The sequence below is a fragment of the Bradyrhizobium sp. Leaf396 genome (assembly GCF_001424605.1).
GTDB classification, from domain to species: Bacteria; Pseudomonadota; Alphaproteobacteria; order Rhizobiales; family Xanthobacteraceae; genus Bradyrhizobium; species Bradyrhizobium japonicum_C.
This window is the reverse complement of sequence record NZ_LMQJ01000034.1, coordinates 290,249-304,861: the sequence shown is the minus strand read 5'-3', so window position 1 is coordinate 304,861 and position 14,613 is coordinate 290,249. Positions and strand designations below refer to the sequence as shown.

General features: G+C 64.8%; 13 protein-coding genes. 6 read left to right on the top strand and 7 right to left on the bottom strand.

The window, feature by feature from the left end:
• Window positions 1-28 precede the first annotated feature (28 nt).
• A complete protein-coding gene (locus ASG57_RS26105) occupies window positions 29-1,093 on the top strand; it encodes a phosphotransferase (RefSeq protein ID WP_028145798.1) in 1,065 nt (354 codons plus the stop codon).
• A 167-nt stretch (window positions 1,094-1,260) separates the two neighbouring features.
• On the opposite strand, the gene ASG57_RS26100 is transcribed toward ASG57_RS26105, so the two are convergent.
• From ASG57_RS26100 to ASG57_RS26090, 3 genes are read right to left on the bottom strand one after another with little or no spacing between them, the layout of a single operon-like run.
• The gene (locus ASG57_RS26100) at window positions 1,261-2,817 is read right to left on the bottom strand and encodes an MDR family MFS transporter (protein WP_057198120.1); all 1,557 of its coding nucleotides are present in this window, start codon (window positions 2,815-2,817) and stop codon (window positions 1,261-1,263) included.
• A 27-nt stretch (window positions 2,818-2,844) separates the two neighbouring features.
• Window positions 2,845-4,014: an HlyD family secretion protein gene (locus ASG57_RS26095; RefSeq protein WP_024336945.1), complete on the bottom strand. Its 1,170-nt coding sequence runs from the start codon at window positions 4,012-4,014 to the stop codon at window positions 2,845-2,847.
• Entirely contained in the window at window positions 4,007-4,489 is a 483-nt protein-coding gene (locus tag ASG57_RS26090; protein WP_024336946.1) for a MarR family winged helix-turn-helix transcriptional regulator, read from the bottom strand. The genes ASG57_RS26095 and ASG57_RS26090 overlap by 8 nt, the downstream gene beginning before the upstream one ends.
• Window positions 4,490-4,645: 156 nt before the next feature.
• Between ASG57_RS26090 and ASG57_RS26085 the strand changes: the two genes are divergently transcribed.
• The 4 genes from ASG57_RS26085 to ASG57_RS26070 all read left to right on the top strand — a co-directional run bounded on the left by ASG57_RS26085 (window position 4,646) and on the right by ASG57_RS26070 (window position 8,515).
• Window positions 4,646-5,140 (top strand): Fur family transcriptional regulator, encoded by a 495-nt coding sequence (locus ASG57_RS26085; protein WP_024336947.1) that lies wholly within the window; start codon window positions 4,646-4,648, stop codon window positions 5,138-5,140.
• Between the two features lie 35 nt (window positions 5,141-5,175).
• Window positions 5,176-6,129, top strand: coding sequence for a DMT family transporter (locus ASG57_RS26080; RefSeq protein ID WP_024336948.1), 954 nt, complete (start codon window positions 5,176-5,178; stop codon window positions 6,127-6,129).
• 13 nt (window positions 6,130-6,142) lie between these two features.
• A complete protein-coding gene (gene ispG / locus ASG57_RS26075; RefSeq protein ID WP_024336949.1) occupies window positions 6,143-7,426 on the top strand; it encodes a flavodoxin-dependent (E)-4-hydroxy-3-methylbut-2-enyl-diphosphate synthase in 1,284 nt (427 codons plus the stop codon).
• A 276-nt stretch (window positions 7,427-7,702) separates the two neighbouring features.
• Window positions 7,703-8,515, top strand: a complete 813-nt coding sequence (locus tag ASG57_RS26070) for an N-acetylmuramoyl-L-alanine amidase (protein WP_057198118.1) — start codon at window positions 7,703-7,705, stop codon at window positions 8,513-8,515.
• Between the two features lie 52 nt (window positions 8,516-8,567).
• On the opposite strand, the gene ASG57_RS26065 is transcribed toward ASG57_RS26070, so the two are convergent.
• From ASG57_RS26065 to ASG57_RS26055, 3 genes are all read right to left on the bottom strand, one after another.
• On the bottom strand, window positions 8,568-10,175 hold the full coding sequence (locus ASG57_RS26065; RefSeq protein ID WP_057198115.1) for a Na+/H+ antiporter: 1,608 nt from the start codon (window positions 10,173-10,175) through the stop codon (window positions 8,568-8,570).
• Between the two features lie 48 nt (window positions 10,176-10,223).
• Window positions 10,224-11,081, bottom strand: coding sequence for a class A beta-lactamase (bla, locus tag ASG57_RS26060; protein WP_024336952.1), 858 nt, complete (start codon window positions 11,079-11,081; stop codon window positions 10,224-10,226).
• Window positions 11,082-11,237: 156 nt separating this feature from the next.
• Complete coding sequence (locus tag ASG57_RS26055; RefSeq protein ID WP_024336953.1) at window positions 11,238-11,612, bottom strand: nuclear transport factor 2 family protein; 375 nt, start codon at window positions 11,610-11,612, stop codon at window positions 11,238-11,240.
• Window positions 11,613-12,058: 446 nt separating this feature from the next.
• Here ASG57_RS26055 and ASG57_RS26050 point away from each other — a divergent pair, with 446 nt between their 5' ends.
• Window positions 12,059-13,873: a caspase family protein gene (locus tag ASG57_RS26050; protein WP_057198113.1), complete on the top strand. Its 1,815-nt coding sequence runs from the start codon at window positions 12,059-12,061 to the stop codon at window positions 13,871-13,873.
• 43 nt (window positions 13,874-13,916) lie between these two features.
• Here ASG57_RS26050 and ASG57_RS26045 read toward each other — a convergent pair whose 3' ends face one another.
• Window positions 13,917-14,609 (bottom strand): DUF1345 domain-containing protein, encoded by a 693-nt coding sequence (locus ASG57_RS26045; RefSeq protein WP_057198111.1) that lies wholly within the window; start codon window positions 14,607-14,609, stop codon window positions 13,917-13,919.
• Window positions 14,610-14,613 lie beyond the last annotated feature (4 nt).

Below are 14,613 nucleotides of genomic sequence, written 5' to 3'. Positions count from 1 at the left end.
ATGGCGAGGGACAGGGGCATCATGGTTCATGACATCTCCACAATTGCCGGCGGTCGTTGAGCCCGCCCAACTGACGGCCGCCCTGCGCAGGGGCGGCGTGCTGGACGCAGGCGCCGTGCGCGAGGTGAAGGTGCTGCATCAACGCGACACCGTCGTCTCACACATCATCCGTCTCGGCCTGCGCTATGTCGGCGAATCCGCCGGCGCCCCGCATTCGCTGATCGTGAAAATCCCCAATTCCGCGTTCGCGCAGACGCTCGCAGATGGCGGCCGGCGCGAGGTGGACTACTACACCCGGCTCGCACCAAGAATGCCGCCTGGGCTCGTGCCGCGCTGCTTCGACGGACATTTCGACGAGCAGAACCTCGCCTGGCATCTCCTGCTCGAAGATCTCACCGACAGCCATGCGACCGCGGGGCAATGGCCGCTGCCGCCGTCGCGCGATCAGGCGGTCGCGATCGTCACCACGCTCGCACGCTGGCATGCGGCATGGTGGGACCATCCCGACCTCGGCGACACCGTCGGCACGTTTGCGAGCGCCGGGGACAGCGCGGAGCGCATGGAGGCCTTCGCCGGCCACTACGATCGTTTCGCCGACCTGCTCGGCGATCGCCTCAGCGAAGAACGCCGCATCCTCTACCGACGTCTCATCGATCGATCGGACGGGCTGTCCCAGCGCTACCACTCACGCCGTCATCTCAGCATCACCCATGGCGATGCCCATGTCTGGAACTTCCTGCTGCCACGCGCAGGTGTTGCCGACACCGTGCGGATCTTCGACTTCGATCTCTGGAGCATCAACGTTCCGACCCACGACCTCGCTTACATGATCGCGATGCATTGGTATCCGGAGCGCCGGCAGGCGCTCGAACGCCCGCTGCTCAGTCTCTACCATGACACGCTGATCGAGAGCGGCATCACCGGCTATACGCGCGGCGCGCTCGATCGCGATTATCGCTGGGCGGTGCTTTGGCAGATCACGCGGCCGGTCTGGCAGTGGAGCATCAACATCCCGCCGGGGATCTGGTGGAATAATCTGGAGAGGGTGTTTGCGGCAGTGGACGATCTAGGCTGCGAGGAGATGCTGGGCTGATCCATCGTGCCCGGACGTTGCGCAGCACTCCCGGCGATGCCAAGCATCGTCCGGTGTGATGCCCTGCTGAGCCGGGGCCTGGACTCAACAGCAGAATGCGTGTCGGTCCTGCGGCGCATCGCTACGCGCTGCGCCGTGTCCGCGACACCAGGCCGCGCGAAGCCTGCCTACTCGATCACCGCGTGCTCCGGTCCCGCCGCCTGCTTGCGCAGGGTGGCCTTGGTCGAGCCGATCAGCAAGGCGAGCGGCAGGGTGCAGAGGACGAAGATCATCACCAGCTGGTAATCGTGGGAGAAGGCGATGATCTGCGCCTGCACGTTGACCATCTTGTCGGCCATGGCGCGGCCGGTGTCGGTGGACAGATTGATCAGGCCGCTGACGCCGGGCATCTGGAGTGCGTGGTTGAAGGGGTTGATGTGCTCGGACAGGATCGCGTAGGTCCACCGCGTGCCCTGCGTCAGTTGCGCGATCACGATGGAAATGCCGACCGAGCTTGCGACGTTGCGCATCAGGGTCAACATCGCGGTGCCGTCGGTCCGGAGTTCGTTCGACAGGGTCAGGAACGCCACCGTCGAGAGCGGCACGAAGACGAGGCCGAAGCCGAAGCCCTGGATGACGCTGACGGTGACGATCTCCGGCACCTGGGTCAGGTCGGTCCAGCCGGTCATCTGAAACAGCGAGCCCGCGGTCAGCGTCAGCCCGGCGACGATCAGCGTGCGCGCCTCGAAATAACGCATCATGCGGCCGACCAGCATCATGGCGAAGAAGGTGCCGAGCCCCCGGCTCGCCAGCAGAAGGCCGGCGGTGATGATGGGATAGCCGATCACGTTCTGCATATAGGGCGAGGCCAGCGCCATGGTCGAGAACAGCACGAGCCCCATCACGATCATGAACACGCAGCCGGTGACGAAATTGCGATCCCGGAACAGCGCGAAGCGGATGAACGGGGTCGAGGTCGTGAAGGAGTGCGCGAGGAAGAAATAGAAGGCGGCGGCCGAGACGATGAACTCCGCCACGATCTCGTTGGAGTCCAGCCAGCCCAATTGCTCGCCTCGGTCGAGCGCGAGCTGTAGCGCGCCGATCGCGACCGCCAGCGCGGCGAAGCCGAACCAGTCGAATTTGAGGCTGAAATCCTTCCTGGTCTCGTCCATGAAGACGATCAGCCCGAGCACGGTGATGATGCCGAACGGCAGGTTGACGAAGAACACCCAGTGCCAGGAATAGGTCTCGGTGAGCCAGGCTCCCAGCGACGGTCCCATGATCGGACCCATCATCACGCCCATGCCCCAGATCGCCATCGCCTTGGCGCGTTCCTGGAGCGTGTAATAGTCGAGCATGACCGATTGCGACAGCGGCACCAGCGCCGCGCCGAACACGCCCTGCAGCAGGCGGAACAGCACCATCTGGTTGATGTCCTGCGCGAGGCCGCACAGCACCGACGCCATGGTGAAGCCGGCCGAGCAGATGATGAAGATGCGCTTGCGGCCGAAGCGATTGGCGATCCAGCCGACCGGCGCCGTCATGATCGCGGCGGCGACGATGTAGGAGGTCAGCACCCAGTTGATCTGGTCCTGCGAGGCGGACAGCGTGCCCTGCATGTAGGGGAGGGCGACATTGGCGATGGTCGTGTCGAGCGCCTGCATGATGGTCGCGGTCATGGCGCAGATCGTCACCATGTTGCGGCGCAGGCCGGGGACCATCAGGCTGGCTTTGGCGTCGGACATCGGATCGGTCCTGTCGCAGTCTCTGGCTCAGTCTTTGTCGCCGTCCTGGCCCGCGGTCGCCGACAGGCCGAACAGGCCCGCCAGCGAGCGCTTGTGGCCGGTGTCGATGGTGGCGTAGACGCTCATGCCGGCCTTCAGCTTCCGCACATGCCTGTCGGTCTCGTCGAAATAGATGCGGATCGGCACGCGCTGCACCACCTTGACGAAATTGCCCGTGGCGTTCTGCGGCGGCAGGATCGCGAATTGCGCGCCGGTGCCGGGCGAGAGCGAGCCGATCTTGCCCTTGAAGACGTGGTTCGGGAACGCGTCCACGACGAGCGTCACCGGCTGTCCCTCGGTTACGTAAGTGAGATCGCTCTCCTTCGGATTGGCGTCGACCCAGGGATGGGCGACGTCGATGATGGAGAACACCGGCGTGCCGGCGGGCACATAGCGCCCGAGCTGAATCTGCTCGACCTGCGTCGCCACGCCATCCATCGGCGCGCGCAAGACGGTGTGGTCCAGGTTGCGCTGCGCGTCATCCAGCTTGGCTTTCGCCTGAGCGTAGGCCGGGAATTGCTCGAGCGGCAGGTCAGGGTTGCCGAGCAGTTGTGTTTTGGCGTTGGAGAGCTGCTGCCTGATGTATTGCGCCTGCGCCCCGGCGGTGACCAGTGCATTCGATGCGTTGTCGAGATCGAGCTGCGAGCCGAAATTGTTCTTCACCAGCGCCTGCTTGCGCTCGACGTCGCGCTGCTTCAGATCGATGCCCTGCTGGGCCAGATTGAGCATGTCGCCGTAGATCTTGATGTTGGCGACCAGGTTGTCATAGGTCGTGCGCGCCTGTGCCAGCTGTGCCTTGGCCTCCTCCACCGCCAGGCGGAACGGAACTGGGTCGATCTCGAACAGTTCGTCTCCCCGCTTGACCGACTGGCCTTCCTTCACGACGACCTTCAGGACCTTGCCGGAGATGTCCGGCGTCACCAGCACCTTCTGCGCGCCGACATAGGCATCGTCGGTGCCGACATAGCGTCCACCATTGAGATAAAACGCGAGGCCGCCGGTGGCGACGACGATTGGTAGCACCACCAGGAGCAGGAAGCGGCGGTAACGCCGCAGGCCCGCGACGAGGCGGCGGCGCGGATCGGTGCCCGCCTTCTTGGCTGGTTTGGCGTTGTCGGTCTTCTGTTCGGTCTGGAACTTGAGGACTTGATCAGCCATAGCGCTGCTCCTTGCGCGCCTGTTCCGCACCGCTGGTCTGGATTGCGGTCCGCACGTTTTCCTTGATGGCTTCGAGCTGAGTGAGAAGGCGATGGGCGTCGGCCGGCGTAATGCCGTCGAGCGCGTTGGCCGTAAGCTCGGACTTCAGCCCGCTCATCCGGCCAAGCAATTGGCGGCCGGCCTTCTTGAGATAGAGGCGCTTGACGCGGCGGTCCGAAGCATCGCTGCGGCGCTCGATCCAGTCATTGTCGCAGAGCTTGTCGATCAGCCGCGTCAGCGTGATCGGCTGCATTTCGAGCAAATCGGCGAGCTCGGATTGCTTCATGCCCTCGCTGCGCTCGACCTTGGCGAGCACCGCCCATTGCGCGCGGGTGATGCCGAAGCGCGAGGCCTCCTTGTCCGCATAGACGCGCAGCAGACGGTAGAGCTCACCGAGCGTGAACAGGAAGTTCTGGTCGACCGACCCTCGGGTCATGAGCTTCATCTCCAATAAGCAACGAATATCATAAGCAAGCTTATGATTTTTTCATGGCTGATTAGCAGGTGGCTGTCCCGCAATGCCGGCATGGCTGGCAGCCGCTGCCAGGGTGGTGCTTTGGGTTCCCCGGATGAAATGCTAGAAGTCGGCCACATGACCCTCGCAAAGCCGGCATTTCCCGCGCCCGATCACGATCACCGCCGCTGCACCGCGGATGCACTGGCGCATGCCGAGGCGGTGTGCGAGCAGCGTGCGCAGAAATTCACGCCAATTCGCCGTCAGGTGCTGGGGGCGCTGCTCTCCAGCCACCGGCCGCTCGGCGCCTATGAGGTGATCGACGAACTCGCCAAGTCGATGGCGCGGCCGGCGCCGATCACGGTCTACCGTGCCCTCGACTTCCTGATGGCCAACGGCCTTGTGCACCGCATCGAAAGCCGCAACGCCTACCTCGCCTGCGCTGCCCACGACCACGACACGACCTCGGCGGTGGCGTTCCTGATCTGCGAGCGCTGTGGCCTGGTCGGCGAGATCTCGTCGGCGCCCTTCGCCAAGGACCTCAACGCCGCCGCGCGCAGTTCAGGCTTCGCTCCCAAATTGTCCGTGGTGGAGATCACGGGCGTCTGCACGCATTGCCAGAAAACTGACTAGAGCAACAACGGCGCGAAGCCGGATTTCGGGAAGACATGCCCTCGCCACAAGCCCTAACGTCCGCCGCACGTCCCCTCAGTGCCGGCGCCATCGCCCTGATGCTCATGCTGTGCCTGACCTGGGGGTTCAACCAGATCGCGGTGAAGCTGGTGCTGCCCGACATTCCGCCGATGCTCCAGGCCACCATCCGCTCGATGGGCGCGCTGCCGGTGCTGTTCATCATTGGCACCCTGCGTGGCGTCAATTTCTTCGAACGTGACGGCACCTGGAAGCCCGGCCTGATCGCCGGGCTGATGTTCGGCATCGAGTTTGTGCTGATCTTCCAGGGCCTGCGCTTCACGTCCGCTTCGCGCGCGGTGGTATTCCTCTACACGGCGCCGTTCTTCGTGGCGCTCGGCTCCTATCAAGTGCTTGGCGAACGTCTTGGCGCCTCGCAATGGCTGGGATTGGCCATCAGCTTTGCGGGCGTCGCGCTCGCTATCGGCGTGCCGCAGCCCAATGTCGATGCGCATGTTCTGCTCGGCGACCTCATGATCGTCGGCGGTGCCGCGCTGTGGGCTGCGACCACGCTGGTCGCCAAGGGCACGCGGCTGCGCTTCGCCGCGCCGGAGAAGGCGCTGGGCTACCAGGTTGCCACCTCGATCCCGATTCTGGGAGCGGCGGCCTGGCTGTTTGGCGAATCCATCACGCACACGCCCAGCCCGCTGTCGCTCGGCCTGATGGCGTTCCAGGCGATCTGGGTGGTTGGAACCACGTTCACGCTTTGGTTCGCGCTGGTGAAGGCTTACTCCGCCAGCAAATTGTCCGCTTTCACCTTCATCACCCCTTTGTTTGGCGTCGTCGGTAGCTATTTCATCATGCACGACACCCTAAGCCTGGCGTTCGGGGCTGCTGCCCTCCTTGTAATTGCTGGGCTTTTTCTAGTTAACCGTCCGAGCCAAGGCGCCGCGGCGCCGCGTGATGCATTGCTGAACGTCACCAAAACCTGATATTTGGACCCCCATGAACAAGCTCGAAAACCCTCTCGATTCCGACATTGCGGGCCCGGCGCCCCGGCATCGGACCACCCAGGTCAAGGTCGGCGACGTCGCCGTCGGTGGCGGAGCACCGATCGTCGTGCAGTCGATGACCAACACCGACACCGCCGATGTCGATAGCACCATCGCCCAGGTCGCAGCGCTCGCGCGCGCCGGCTCCGAAATGGTCCGCATTACCGTGGACCGCGAGGAGGCAGCAGCCGCCGTTCCTTATATCCGCGACGGCCTCGCCAAGCGCGGCATCACCACGCCCCTGATCGGCGACTTCCATTACATCGGCCACAAGCTGCTCGCGGCCTATCCGGCCTGCGCCGAGGCGCTCGCCAAGTACCGCATCAATCCCGGTAATGTCGGCTTCAAGGACAAGCGCGACACCCAGTTCGCCGACATCATCGAGATCGCGAACAAGAACAGCAAGCCGGTGCGCATCGGAGCCAACTGGGGCTCGCTCGACCAGGAGCTCCTGACCAAGCTGATGGACGAGAACGCCGCCTCGCCGAATCCGCGCGACGTGCGCGCGGTGACGCGCGAGGCCATGGTGCAGTCGGCGTTGCTCTCGGCCGCGCGCGCCGAGGAGCTCGGCATGCCGAAGGATCGCATCATCCTCTCGGCAAAAGTCTCGGCGGTGCAGGATCTGATCGCGGTCTACCAGGATCTGGCCCGCCGTTCGGATTACGCCATCCACCTCGGCCTGACCGAAGCCGGCATGGGCTCGAAGGGCATCGTGGCGTCCTCGGCGGCGCTCGGCATCCTGCTGCAGCAGGGCATCGGCGACACCATCCGCATCTCGCTGACGCCGGAGCCCGGCGGCGACCGCACCCGTGAGGTGCAGGTCGGCCAGGAGCTGCTGCAGACCATGGGTTTCCGCACCTTCGTGCCGCTGGTTGCGGCGTGCCCCGGCTGCGGCCGCACCACCTCGACCACCTTCCAGGAGCTGGCCCGCTCGATCCAGGATTTCATCCGCGACGAGATGCCGACCTGGAAAACGAAATATCCCGGCGTGGAAGAACTCAACGTCGCGGTGATGGGCTGCATCGTCAACGGCCCCGGTGAATCCAAGCATGCCAATATCGGCATCTCGCTGCCCGGCACCGGCGAAGCCCCGGCCGCGCCCGTGTTCGTCGACGGCAAGAAGTTCCGAACGCTGCGCGGTCCGACCATCTCGGCCGACTTCAAGGCGCTGGTGATCGACTACATCGACCAGCGCTACGGCCAGGGCGCCAAGGTGCCGGTCTCTGCGGCGGAGTGATCTCACCCCGCTAGCGCACCACACACCTCCGTCGTCCCGACAAGCGCAGCGGGCCGTAGCGCAGGTCCGGGACGACGGCTTTGCAGCGCAGATTGCGTATCTGTCGTCGCGCGCTACGATGCGCCCGATCAACAATGATCGGGGCACGCCATGAGATTGCTCGCCGGCAAGCAGGGTCCCAGCAACTCGAGGGACCTGCTTGCGGGGATCCCGGAACGCTTCGGCGGACGTTGCCGGCTTCGTCGATCGTCCCAGGTCGCAGCGGCGGAGTAGCGCTTGAGGCACCTGCGGAGCTTCATCGTCGGGCTGCTCACGGCGATCCCGCTGTCGTCGCTTGCGGTCGTTGGCAGCAGCGAGGCAGTTCCCGCGCGAAAGGTCGTTGGACCCAAGGCCAAGCAGCTGTCACCTGCCAAATGCGAAATCCCGAAGTTTCGAATCGTCGTCGATGTCGGACACACTCCGGACTCCTACGGCGCGTTGAGTGCGCGCAATGATCCGGAGTTCGGCTTCAACTTCCGCCTCGCCAGACTGATCACGACGAAGCTCAAGTCCGAAGGATTTGCCGCGACACGCCTGCTCGTCACGGACGGCAAAGCGCGGCCGAGCCTGTTCAAGCGCGTCAGCGCCGCGAACGAAGGCAAGGCCGATCTGTTCCTGTCGGTCCATCATGATTCGGTGCCGGACAAGCTGCTCGAGACCTGGGAATTCGACGGGGCCAAGAGCTATTTCAGCGACCGCTTTTCGGGTCATTCGCTGTTCGTCTCGCGACAGAATCAGCACTTCGCCACCAGCCTGATGCTGGCCCGGATCATTGGCAGGCAGTTGAAGGAGCAGGGCCTGCGCTATGCCAGCCAATACACCCTGCCGGTCATGGGCCGCTACCGGCGCCAGCTGCTCGACAAGGACGTGGGCGTCTATCGCTATGATGGGCTCGTCGTGCTGTCGCGGACGAGGAGCGCCGCGGTGCTGCTCGAGGCCGGCTCGATCATCAATCGCGACGAGGAAATGGAGATGAACTCGCCGGAGCGGCACGAGGCGGTCGCCGGAGCCGTCGCGGCTGCAATGAGGGAGTTTTGCGCGAGGCGGTAGTTTGATCTGCCGGTTCAACAGCAATCATTGCGAGCGAAGCAACAACGAGAAGCTACAGGAGCGCCTCGCGATATTCCCGGTTCGCCAGACTCGCCTCCTCCAGATCGAGATCGCGCTCGATCCGTCGTCGCGTCTCGTCGGTGATCTGGCCTCTCCGCAGGAGATTGTGGATGAATGCTCTCTCGGCGGCGATCAGTTCCCGTGTCAGCGCGGTACCGGCGGCCGAGATGTCGTGATGGTTGGGATCGAGCGCGTCGGGAAGCTGGTTCAAGCGTATCTCGTGGCGAGCGCGCAGCAGCCGCATCACTTCGTCGGAGACGTCCTTCTGCTCGGTCAACGCGTCGAGCGATTTCAGCGCGGCATCGAGCGCCTGACGGCGTGCGGCAATCTCGGCGTCGTGCTCGGCGGCATGCTCATGCCGGCCGGCTTCGGCGACGCCCAGCCAGCGCACGACCGGCGGCAGCGTCAGGCCGACGCCGATCAGCGTGACGAAGATGACACCGAAGGCGACGAACAGGATCAAGTCGCGATATGGAAAGGCCTCGCCGTCCGGCAATGTGAACGGCAGCGCCAGCGCGGCCGCCAGCGACACCGCGCCGCGCACGCCGGTGAAGGCGAGCACGAACGGCCATTGCCATGGTGGCGACGGGTCGCGCTTGCGCAGCGATTTGCTGAGCATCCGCGGCAGATAAGTTGCGGGATAGAGCCATGCGAAGCGCGCGACCACGACGATGACCAGGACCACGGCCGTCGCGATGAGGATGTCGTCGAGCGGGAAGGTCTTCGATTTTTCGTAGAGCGCGCGCATCTGGAAGCCGGTCAGCAGGAACAGCATGCCTTCGATCAGGTAGATCACGAGATCCCAGAAGAAGATGCCTTGCAGGCGCGTTGCGGACGAGATCAGCAATGGCCCGTTCCAGCTCACATAGAGGCCGCAGGCGACGGTCGCGATCACGCCGGAGCCGCCGACGTGTTCGGGCAACCAGTAGGAGACGTAAGGTGTGATCAGCGACAGCGTCAGCTCGACCTGCGGATCTCCGGACCATTTGCGGAAGCGCAATGAGAGCCAGCCGACCCCGACACCGAAGGCGATCTCGCTGGCGATGATGAGCAGGAACTCGCCGGCCGCGAGCGGCAGGGAGAAATTCCCGACCATGATCGCCGCGAGCGCGAAGCGGTAGAGGATCAGCGCAGTGGCATCGTTGGCGAGCCCTTCACCCTCGAGGATGACCAGGAGCCGGCGCGGCATGTTGAGCCGGCGCGCGATCGCGAGCGGTGCCACCACGTCGGGCGGCGCGACGATGGCCCCGAGCAGGAAGGCGACGGTCCAGGGCAGGCCGATCATGTAGTGTGTTGCGGCCGCCACCAGCGCCGCGGTGAAGATGACCGCGCCGACAGCGAGCAGGACGATAGGGCGCAGATTGTTCCTGAATTCGCGCCAGCTCATGGCGACGCTTGCCGAGTAGATCAGCGGCGGCAGCACCATCAAGAGCACCAGCTCCGGCGGCAATTCCACCGGGGGCATGCCCGGCACGAAAGCGAGCCCCACGCCGGAGAGCATCAGCAGAATGGCAGGCGCGATGTTGAAGCGGCGCGCGACGAGAGCGGTACCTGCCAGCACGGTCAGCAGGATGAGGAAAGTCTGAAATTTCGCTTCCATGACGGTCTGTCTTCACCCGGAAGCGATCGCAACGTCAATCCGCGTGGCTTACGCGAGCCGTTCCGTCACCATGCGCCCCATTCGTGCGAACACGGCCGCGATCTGCTCCGCGGTCGGCGAGCCGCCTTGGACATAGGCCGCGATCAGGATCGGCGTCTCGGGCTTCGGCCAAGCCACCGCGACGTCGCCCGCCGCGTCCTTGCCGTTGTAGCCGGTCTTGTCGCCGATCTTCCAGCTCGCGGGGAGCCCGCCACGCAGCCGGTTTGCCCCGGTCTTGCAGTTCACCATCCAGTCGGTGAGCTGGGCACGCGAGCCTGGCGACAGCGCCGCGCCCGTCACCAGCCGCCGCAAATTGCCCGCCATCGCTGTTGGCGTCGTGGTGTCCTGGGGATTGCCGGGCGGTGAACGGTTGAGTTCAGGCTCGTCGTGGTCGAGGCGTGAAATGGTGTCACCGATCGATCGCCAGAATGCGGTCAGGGCGGAAGGGCCGCCGATCCGCGCCAGCAGCAGATTGGCGCAAGTGTTGTCGCTGAGCTCGACGATCGCCTTGCACATTTCAGCGACGGACATCTCGCCGGCCGCGAGGTTTTGCCTCGCCACCGGTGCGTAATCGAGCAGGTCGGTCTGGCCAAAAGGGATCATGGCCGCAAGCTGCTCCTCGCCCCGATCGACCCGCGCCAGCACGCAGGCCGCAAGCGAGGCCTTGAAGGTCGAGCACATCACGAACCGCTCGTCGGCGCGCCAGGCGAGCTTTCTGCCAGTTGCAAGATTCTCCGCATAGAGCCCAACCCGCCCGCCGCTCTCGCGCTCGTAGGCTTCGAGCTCCGGCGGCGCGTCCGCGGCCAGCACGGGGGCGGCAGCCATCCAGCAGAGTGAGGCGAGCAGGGAACGGCGGTCGAGAATCATGGAGAGTTTTCAGACATCGTGATTGCGAGGGAGCGGAGCGACGAAGCAATCCAGCCTGTCTCCGCGGAAAGACTCTGGATTGCGTCGCTTCGCGCGCAATGACGGAAAATGGACAGCGAGTGCGTCCGATTTCGGGCAGCTAAAGGTCGAGCCTTTTCACTCCCTCAGGTCATACCGGTACGATTTCGACACGATCTGCCAGCCGTCGGCGAGCTTCATCGCGACCAGATAGTCGGTGAAATACCGCGGCGGAAGCTGGCATCTGACCTTGATGAAGGCGGTCTTGTCGTCCGACCGGTCGATCGTGACAATGAAATCCTCGCGTGGCTTGCCTTCTGCCTTGGCCGAGGCGCGCTTGCGGACGCGATCGAGCCAGTCAGGCACCGTCAGAACCTGGAGCTCGCCCTTCTCGACCCAGCGCAGATCGGCGGAGGGATGGAAGATGGCGCCGAGCTTTTCGGCGTCGCCCTCATAAAGTCCGTCAAAATAGGATTGCACGACGGCTTCGACGCTCGACCGGTTTGGGCTCATGGGTCATTCCTTTGCATGATGGCTTCGGGCAGTCCTAGTCGTACACATCAAGATGCGACGACACCACCCGCGATGCCCATTGTCGTCGTCCGGCTCGTTGCCCTATTCCTGGCCCGTGAAGGAGGGGCGGTCCCTGTCGTATGGAGCCCTGCTCGATTCTCCCCTCGATCCGCCACGGATGCCCACATTTTCGTGGACTCAAAGCCGCTCTGGCATGAAATTGCGGACGAACTGCCGCAATATCGGGAGCACATCGGGGTTGTCTGAGGGGAACCCGCTCGCCCGCATCTGCCGGCGAACCGCGACAGCACTGGCGCGACAAACCAAAAAGGGGCTGTCGGCCCGTCGTCGGTGGCCTTCGTGACCTCCATCACAAGCGCCTGCGGCGGATGCTGCTAAAGCGGTCCAAGGGGCCCAGCCGGCCCGGAACTATCGGAAGTGGTGTCATGCGCATTTTGCTCAGACTTTGTCCGCTTTTCGTCGCCCTCGGGCTGCTGGTCGGCGCCGGGCCCGCCCTTGCCGGGAAGCGCGTCGCTCTGGTGCTCGCCAATTCGGCCTATCAGCACGCGCCGTCGCTCGCCAACCCCGTCAACGACGGATCCGTGATGGCCAGGACGCTGAAGGAGGCCGGCTTCGACGTCGTCGATTCCCGGCACGATCTGTCGGCGCAGGACACGCGGCGCGTGCTGCGCGACTTCGCCGACGCGACCCGCGATGCCGATATCGCCGTGGTCTACTATGCCGGCCATGGCATCGAGGTCGAGGGCTCGAACTACCTGATTCCGGTGGATGCCAAGCTCGAGCGCGATACCGACGTCTACGACGAGGCGCTCTCGCTCGACCGTGTCCTGGTCGCGGTCGAGCCTGCAAAGCAGCTTCGTCTGGTGATCCTGGATGCCTGCCGCGACAATCCGTTCGGCAAGCGGATGAAGCGCACGATTGCATCGCGTGGCTTCGGCCGGGGCCTCGCCCAGGTCGAGCCGACCAGCCCCAACACGTTGATTGCCTATTCGGCCAAGGCCGGCTTCACGGCGCAGGATGGCGACGGTGTCAACAGTCCATTCACGGTTGCGCTTTCGAAGCATCTGACAACACCCGGTCTCGACGTCCGCCGTGCCTTCGGCTTCGTGCGCGATGAGGTGCTCAGGTCGACGGGCAACAAGCAGGAGCCGTTCGTCTACGGTTCCCTCGGCGGCGAGGACATGCCGCTGGTGCCGGTCAAGGTGGCCGCTATAGCGCCGGCGAATCCCCAAGCCGATATCCGGCGGGACTACGAGCTTGCGCTTCAGGTTGGCAGCAGGCCGGCGTGGGAAGCCTTCCTCGCCCAGCATCCCGACGGCTTCTATGCGAGCCTTGCCAGGCTTCAGATCGAGAAGATCAGCGCCGAACAGGCCCATGCGGCAGCCATCGCGAAGGCGAAGCAGGCCGAGGCGGAGCGCGATCGTCTTGCCGCGCTCGGCGCCCAGAAGGAAGCGCAGGCCAAGGCCGCGGCCGATGCGAAGGCCGCCGAACAGGCGCAGCTTGCCGCGCAGAAGGCCAAGGAGCAGGCGCAGCAGCAGGCGGCTGCGGCCGAGCAGCAGCGTGTCAACCTCGCCGCCGCGGCGCCGAGTGCTGCACCGGCCAGCACAGCGAGCCCCGCAGGCACCAGCGTGGCCTCTCTGACCCCGGCGATCGCACCAGCCGATCTCAACCGCTCGGTGCAGGCCGAACTCGGCCGCGTAGGCTGCTTCTCCGGCCAAGCCGACGGCAATTGGAATACGTCCGCGCAGCGATCGCTGTCGCAGTTCAATCGCTACGCCGGCACCAAGCTCGACGTGAAGGTGGCGAGCACCGATGCGCTCGATGCGGTCAAATCGAAGCCGTCGCGCGTCTGTCCGCTGGTCTGCGAGCATGGCTTCAAGGCTGACGGCGACAAGTGCACGAAAATCGTCTGCCGCCAGGGCTATGCCGTCAACGACGACAATGAGTGCGAAAAGCAGCGTGCGGCCAAGCCGGCCAAGCCCGCGTCGGCCAAGCGCGACGACCGTGATGAGCGTCCTGCACGGCAGCGTCGTCAGGCCGGCGGTGCGGCTGCTGGCGCTGCAGGTGGCTATGGTGCTGCTGCCGGCATCGCCGCTGCCGCTGGCGGCAGCCGCGCCTCGAGTGGCGGGCAGATTTTCTGCAACAGCACCGGCTGTCGTCCGGTCCACCGCGGTTGCCGTCTCGAATATCGCGGCGGCGGCGGCCCCGGCAACGACGCCAATGCCGAGGTCTGCTACTGAAGCGCCCTCGAATGACGTCCCGGCGTCGGCCGGGACGACTGGATCAGTTTGGGATCGCGCTGGCCGCGATATTGACCGTCAGCGCGAGCAACGCGGTGTTGTAGATGAACGACACGATCCCATGCGCCGTAGCGGTGCGGCGGATTGTCTTGTCCGTGATGCCTACGTCGGAGACTTGCGCGGTCATGCCGATCACGAACGAGAAATAGACGAAGTCCCAATAGTCGGCGTGGTCTTTCTCGTCGCCGCTCGGAAATTGCAGGCCGCCCGGCTTGGCGTTGCGGTAATAGTCATGCGCGTAATGCAGCGCGAAGGTCGTGTGCACGGCAGCCCACGACAACGCGATTGTGGTGATCGCGATCGTGAGCTCCAGGACTCCCCGATGCGGGATGCCGAGCTCGGAGACGATCGCCGCGATGCTGGCGAAGGCGCCGGTCGCCGTCACGAGCAGGATCACGAAGCGGCCGTCGTCCTGCATCGCGGCGGCGCGGCGGATGTGCTGGTGGTCATTGCAGACCATCATGGCGTAGACCAGCACGAGATAGACCGCGATCAGCGCATTCCAGCCGAGCAGGAGCCGTGTCACCAGCCGGTACGTCCCCGGCAACAGCAGGCAGACCAGGATGCCGACAGCGAGTGCGACGAAGGTCCGCGGCCGCGCATAGATCAGCCGCACCGGCCGCGACATCTGGCGGAAGCGGACGAGGACGGGATCCTCTTTGCCGCCGGCCGCCATCGTC